This is a genomic window from Enterobacter cloacae complex sp. IR5401, from assembly GCF_049238425.1.
GTDB classification, from domain to species: Bacteria; Pseudomonadota; Gammaproteobacteria; order Enterobacterales; family Enterobacteriaceae; genus Enterobacter; species Enterobacter hormaechei_C.
The window spans coordinates 147,528-153,671 of the sequence record NZ_JBMKHN010000010.1; the positions used below are offsets into that span (position 1 = coordinate 147,528).

At 53.9% G+C, this 6,144-nt stretch carries 6 protein-coding genes and 1 other RNA gene; all 7 read left to right on the plus strand.

Annotated features, from left to right (window positions below; all coding sequences use genetic code 11):
- Window positions 1-12: 12 nt before the first annotated feature.
- The gene (gene garL, locus ACOTX1_RS15935) at window positions 13-783 is read left to right on the plus strand and encodes a 2-dehydro-3-deoxyglucarate aldolase (RefSeq protein WP_003862676.1); all 771 of its coding nucleotides are present in this window, start codon (window positions 13-15) and stop codon (window positions 781-783) included.
- Window positions 784-804: 21 nt separating this feature from the next.
- On the plus strand, window positions 805-1,695 hold the full coding sequence (gene garR, locus ACOTX1_RS15940; protein WP_003862674.1) for a 2-hydroxy-3-oxopropionate reductase: 891 nt from the start codon (window positions 805-807) through the stop codon (window positions 1,693-1,695).
- 56 nt (window positions 1,696-1,751) lie between these two features.
- Window positions 1,752-2,897 (plus strand): glycerate 2-kinase, encoded by a 1,146-nt coding sequence (garK, locus tag ACOTX1_RS15945; RefSeq protein ID WP_003862672.1) that lies wholly within the window; start codon window positions 1,752-1,754, stop codon window positions 2,895-2,897.
- A gap of 32 nt (window positions 2,898-2,929) precedes the next feature.
- An RNA gene (gene rnpB / locus ACOTX1_RS15950) (RNase P RNA component class A) lies at window positions 2,930-3,306 on the plus strand.
- A 59-nt stretch (window positions 3,307-3,365) separates the two neighbouring features.
- Window positions 3,366-4,982, plus strand: a complete 1,617-nt coding sequence (locus ACOTX1_RS15955) for a tyrosine-type recombinase/integrase (RefSeq protein ID WP_226859570.1) — start codon at window positions 3,366-3,368, stop codon at window positions 4,980-4,982.
- Window positions 4,983-5,292: 310 nt separating this feature from the next.
- Window positions 5,293-5,685, plus strand: a complete 393-nt coding sequence (locus tag ACOTX1_RS15960; protein WP_003844871.1) for a hypothetical protein — start codon at window positions 5,293-5,295, stop codon at window positions 5,683-5,685.
- Entirely contained in the window at window positions 5,672-6,097 is a 426-nt protein-coding gene (locus tag ACOTX1_RS15965) for a hypothetical protein (protein ID WP_421766830.1), read from the plus strand. Before ACOTX1_RS15960 ends, ACOTX1_RS15965 begins: the two co-directional genes overlap by 14 nt.
- The last annotated feature ends 47 nt before the right edge of the window (window positions 6,098-6,144 follow it).

Here is a 6,144-nt window from a genome sequence, read left to right on the forward strand (position 1 = left end):
AAGGTATAAGTAATGAGTAACGACATCTTCCCGAATAAGTTTAAAGCGGCCCTCGCGGCGCACCAGATTCAGATTGGCTGCTGGTCTGCGCTGGCCAACCCCATCAGCACCGAAGTGCTGGGCCTGGCCGGGTTCGACTGGCTGGTGCTGGACGGCGAACATGCGCCAAACGATATCAACACGTTTATTCCGCAGCTGATGGCGCTGAAAGGCAGCCACAGCGCGCCGGTGGTGCGTGTACCCACCAACGAGCCGGTGATCATCAAGCGTCTGCTGGATATCGGCTTCTACAACTTCCTGATCCCGTTTGTTGAAACGGAAGAAGAAGCGGTGCTGGCCGTGGCGGCGACCCGCTATCCACCGGAAGGGATCCGCGGCGTGTCCGTCTCGCACCGCGCCAACATGTTTGGCACCGTGCCGGACTATTTCGCCCAGTCCAACAAGAACATCACCATTCTGGTTCAGATCGAGAGCCAGCAGGGGGTCGATAACGTCGACGCTATTGCCGCGACGGAGGGGGTAGACGGCATTTTCGTCGGCCCGAGCGATCTGGCGGCCGCCTTTGGTCATCTGGGCAACGCCAGCCATCCGGACGTGCAGCGCGCAATTCAGCACATTTTTGCCCGTGCCAAAGCGCACGGTAAACCGTGCGGCATTCTGGCGCCAGTGGAAGCCGATGCCCGCCGCTACCTGGAGTGGGGCGCAACGTTTGTCGCCGTGGGCAGCGATCTCGGCGTATTCCGCGCCGCCACGCAGAAATTAGCGGACGCTTTTAAAAAATAACCATCATTGAGGAAACAGATTATGACGCTGAAAGTGGGTTTTATTGGCCTGGGTATCATGGGCAAACCAATGAGCAAAAACCTCATCAAAGCAGGTTACTCACTGGTGGTTTTAGATCGTAATTCAGACGCGGTGGCAGAGGTGATTGCGGCTGGCGCAGAAACGGCGACAACCGCAAAAGCGATTGCTGAGCAGTGCGACGTGATTATCACCATGCTGCCAAACTCCCCGCACGTGAAAGAGGTGGCGCTGGGTGAGAACGGCATTATCGACGGCGCGAAGCCGGGTCTGGTGGTGATCGACATGAGCTCTATCGCACCGCTGGCAAGCCGCGAAATCAGCGAGGCGCTGAAAGCGAAAGGTGTGGAGATGCTGGATGCGCCAGTCAGCGGCGGCGAACCGAAAGCCATCGACGGCACCTTGTCGGTGATGGTGGGGGGCGATAAAGCCGTGTTTGACAAATACTACGACCTGATGAAAGCCATGGCTGGCTCCGTGGTGCACACCGGTGAAATTGGCGCAGGCAACGTCACCAAGCTGGCAAACCAGGTGATTGTGGCGTTGAACATCGCGGCCATGTCCGAAGCGCTGACGCTGGCCACCAAAGCGGGCGTTAATCCGGATCTGGTCTATCAGGCCATTCGCGGTGGTCTGGCGGGCAGCACCGTGCTGGATGCCAAGGCGCCGATGGTGATGGATCGTAACTTCAGGCCGGGCTTCCGCATCGATCTGCACATTAAGGATCTGGCGAATGCGCTGGATACCTCCCACGGCGTGGGCGCGCAGTTGCCGCTGACTGCCGCCGTCATGGAGATGATGCAGGCGCTGCGTGTGGACGGTCTGGGCACCGCCGATCACAGCGCGTTGGCGTGCTATTACGAAAAGCTGGCGAAGGTTGAAATTGCTCGCTAATGACGTCCCGCCCGGTGGCGTTACGCTTACCGGGCCTACGGCTCAGGCATACAACTATGAAAATCGTAATCGCGCCAGACTCTTATAAAGAAAGCCTGTCTGCCACTGAGGTGGCGCAGGCGATAGAAAAAGGATTTCGGGAAATTTTCCCCGACGCTCATTACGTGTCTGTTCCCGTTGCTGACGGCGGAGAAGGTACGGTTGAAGCGATGATCGCCGCTACGCAGGGCACCTGGCAGCAGGCTGTCGTCACCGGCCCGTTAGGGGAAAAGGTGAAGGCCAGCTGGGGGATCTCGGGCGACGGTACCACCGCGTTTATCGAGATGGCCGCCGCCAGCGGCCTGGTGCTTGTTCCTCCCGCGCAGCGTAACCCGCTGGTCACGACGTCGCGCGGGACGGGGGAGCTGATCCTCCGCGCGCTGGATAAAGGCGCGCGCAACATCATTATCGGTATCGGCGGGAGCGCAACCAACGATGGGGGCGCAGGCATGATGCAGGCGCTGGGCGCGAAGTTTACGGATGCGAACGGGACGGAGATCGGCTACGGCGGCGGCAGCCTGATGGCGCTTAACCGGATTGATATTTCGGATCTCGATCCGCGTCTTCAGGGGTGCGCAATCCGTGTCGCCTGTGACGTGACGAATCCGCTGGTCGGTGAAAGCGGCGCGTCGCGTATCTTTGGACCGCAAAAAGGCGCCACGGAGGAGATGATCCTCGAACTCGACGCCAGTCTTAGCCACTATGCCGAAGTGATCAAAAAAACGCTGCGCATTGACGTCAACCGGGTTCCGGGGGCAGGAGCGGCGGGCGGCATGGGCGCGGCGCTGATGGCCTTCCTGGGCGCAGAGCTGAAAAGCGGCATTGAGATTGTCACTCAGGCGCTCAATCTTGAAGAACATATTCACGACTGCACGTGGGTGCTGACGGGGGAAGGGCGCATCGACAGCCAGAGCATAAATGGCAAAGTGCCCGTCGGCGTGGCGAGCGTCGCCAAAAAATACCATAAGCCAGTGATAGGGATTGCCGGAAGTCTGACGCAGGATGTGGGTGTGGTGCATCAGTACGGCATCGATGCGGTGTTCAGCGTACTGACCCGCATCGGCTCACTGGAAGAGGCGTTCCAGGGCGCGTATGACAACATTTACCGCGCCTCGCGGAATATCGCGGCCACATTGCAGGTAGGCATGCGTAGCCAGGGGTGACAGCGACGCGCAAACCCTCTATACTGCGCGCCGAAGCTGACCAGACAGTCGCCGCTTCGTCGTCGTCCCTTTCGGGGGAGACGGGCGGAGGGGAGGAAAGTCCGGGCTCCACAGGGCAGGGTGCCAGGTAACGCCTGGGGGGGAAACCCACGACCAGTGCAACAGAGAGCAAACCGCCGATGGCCCGCGCAAGCGGGATCAGGTAAGGGTGAAAGGGTGCGGTAAGAGCGCACCGCGCGGCTGGTAACAGTCCGTGGCACGGTAAACTCCACCCGGAGCAAGGCCAAATAGGGGTTCACATGGTACGGCCCGTACTGAACCCGGGTAGGCTGCTTGAGCCAGTGAGCGATTGCTGGCCTAGATGAATGACTGTCCACGACAGAACCCGGCTTATCGGTCAGCTTCAACTTCTTCTAAAACAATAAGTTGATGTATCTCAGGCACTTAGAAGCATAAATGAGATACAGAATGGGATACATCAACGATTGTTACCTACCTCATACGCTTCAGCGTAACGGCATTTTTTACGCCTACCTCAGATTGTCTGATAATCAATTTTTCCGTTGCTCGCTTGGTACAGATAGTCCGCGCCGATGCCAGTTCCTGATCTCCCGGCTAACGCCATTCTTCACCCTTTTGCGATCTGGTACCATTCACCGCGACCAGTTGCAGAGAATCATCCGAACAATGAAAAAACTTTCCCAGCATGACATTGATGCTTTTGTAGCAGAGCAGACCGCTGAGATTTACGGCTATGTTGAAGATCTTCCCGCAGCCCCGCGCCAGCGAAAACTTAGCGGAAGTACGATTCCAGTGCTTTCCACAGATGAAGCGAAGGCATTCGCTAAATTCTTCCAAGAGTTCTATGAGGAGCTTTACGACAGCGGCGAGGAATCACCAACAGAATCAATTTTCCTTGAGTCTCTGGCCCGGCGTTTCGACATTACGGGCATGGAAAGTGCCATTGCCGCCGCAGCGTCCAAGTACGATATTCTTCTGCACCAATCCCAGCAGGCCAATGAAGCCTTCTTGAGTAAAGACTTCTCGAAGTACCATGAGATCCTTACCAAAATGAAACCGCAAATTCCTGCACCTGCCGCAGTGGTTGAAGAGCCTGCGCCAGCGATGACATTGCAAAAAGCATGGGATGGTTTTCTGGTGTTCAAATCAGATTGGAATCCGAAGATTCGGAAGGGGAACGAAAAGTACTTCACGGTTATCAGGGAAGTACTGGGGGCTGATACGCCAGTGGACAAAATCACCCGCCGCGATATCAAACATTTGCTCGAAGTGGTGGAGGGTCTACCCCGTCAGAACATGAAGCCATACAACAAGATGACGGTTCGCGAATGTTTAGATCTGGATGAAGTTCCCGAAGAAGACCTTGTGTCCCCGAAGACGGTTAAGGATTATCTGAAACTGTGTCAAGGGCTGTTCTCTACCTACCTAACATCTGAAATGGATGTGCTGGCAACTTCGCCGACACTTAACGTTCCATACGAGGCCAAGAGTAAAAGTTACGGTGACTACAGTGCAACAGAAATGCGAAAGTTGGTGGCCCATTTCAAATCTCTCTCAGGTTGGAAAAAGTGGATACCTCTTCTTCTTGCCTATACTGGCGCACGCCGGGCAGAGATAGCCAAATTAAAGCGTTCTGATGTTCGTCTTGATGATGATTCCCAGCGTTACTACATCATGATTGATGATACCAAAACTGAAGCAGGTACGAGGCAAGTACCGCTATCACTTCATCTGCTTGATCTTGGATTTATGGACTACGTAGAGGGGTTCTCTGCTGACGATTCTCTTTTTCCTGAACTTACTAACTTCAACCAGATTACCCACTTCTTCCATGATGTTCGTGAGACTCTTGAGATCCCTTATCTCAATGATTACGGCGCTCGCCGCATTGTGCACAGCCTTCGCCACACATTTATTACTGAAGCGCGAAAAACTAACGAGCTTACGCCAGTTCAGAAGGTGGTCGGACATGAGCATAGTGGGGAAGGGCAAACCCAGCGATACACCCACAAGTTCACTGTGACGAATTTACTTCCAGTGGTTGATGGCATTTGCTGGGACTAAACTCCCATCAACTCTCCTGTAAGTGCAGTGGGGGATTCTCCCCCTACTTTTATAAATTATGGCACACAAAGTGTTTCTCTCATCAAGTATGTCGCCGCTTGCCATGGATTAAATTATTGATTTTAATATCAAAAGATAAAATATCTTGACAAATGAGAATGATTCGTGTTATTATGTAATTAAGGGAAAGATTTCCCCGACATCCCACCGAAACACATAAAATCCCGCAGGTGCCAGTTTCTGCCTCTTCTCCTTGGTAGGCTGGATCAATCCGCTTGCGGGTTTTTTATTACCATCAGGAAATCATTATTTGGAAAATAAAAACTTAGCGTCAATCGACGTAACGGACTCCGCACGTCTGCGCGGCAAGGTTGACCACACCACATGGCACGCGTGCAAATCGCGGCTTAAGCTACTGGGCCTACCACAGACACCGAAACGAATCGGCTTCCTTCTCTGGCTGGAACACCAGCAACATCACGTCTTCACCTTTGAAGAGTACGTGGAGAGATGGGGTTACAACAACGCCCATCTGCATCTCAATGAGTATGAAAAAAGCGGACTTATCCATCATCGCGACGAGTATTTTCTCAGCGAAACCGCCACCAGCACCGATAGCCCATTCCGCTGTAAGTGCTGCAAATCCATCAATCTGAACAAAATCCTTAAAGCAAAGGAGCGCATTATTAATGAAACTAACTAAAGAGCAAACATCCCTCATCCAGCGTCTTTATGACGAACGTATCACGCAAGCGGAAAAAGCAGCCTTGTCCGAAGTCAGCACCACCATCATCTTCAATGAGGTGTTCCCGCTGGTAATCACTAAGGCGGCAGCTTACCTGGACAACGGTTACATCCTCAATCCTCAGGCCTGCAACCATTATCAATCTTCGCCTTTCTTCGAGGTGAGCATGTTCAAACCGACGAGTCTGCTTGAGCAAGAGCGTACAGAGGCCATAGCGGCAGCGTCTGAACTTCTGAAGCTGGAAATCACTGCCGAAGTACAGGAAATCGTTCGCCAAAAACGTCAGCGTATTCTGGAAATCGCAGCAGCAGTGAAGTGGTCAACAAAAACTGGCCACCGCGTTAGAGTTTTTCCAGTATCGGTTTTCTGATTCGTTTGGCGTTAACCCACCATTATATTCGTGCGGTCTTAGTGCGC

Bases quoted from the DNA above. Each gene is read 5' to 3' on its own strand.
- garL (WP_003862676.1), top strand. From the start codon at position 13: ATGAGTAACGACATCTTCCCGAATAAGTTTAAAGCGGCCCTCGCGGCG.
- garR (WP_003862674.1), top strand. From the start codon at position 805: ATGACGCTGAAAGTGGGTTTTATTGGCCTGGGTATCATGGGCAAACCA.
- garK (WP_003862672.1), top strand. From the start codon at position 1,752: ATGAAAATCGTAATCGCGCCAGACTCTTATAAAGAAAGCCTGTCTGCC.
- ACOTX1_RS15955 (WP_226859570.1), top strand. From the start codon at position 3,366: ATGGGATACATCAACGATTGTTACCTACCTCATACGCTTCAGCGTAAC.
- ACOTX1_RS15965 (WP_421766830.1), top strand. From the start codon at position 5,672: ATGAAACTAACTAAAGAGCAAACATCCCTCATCCAGCGTCTTTATGAC.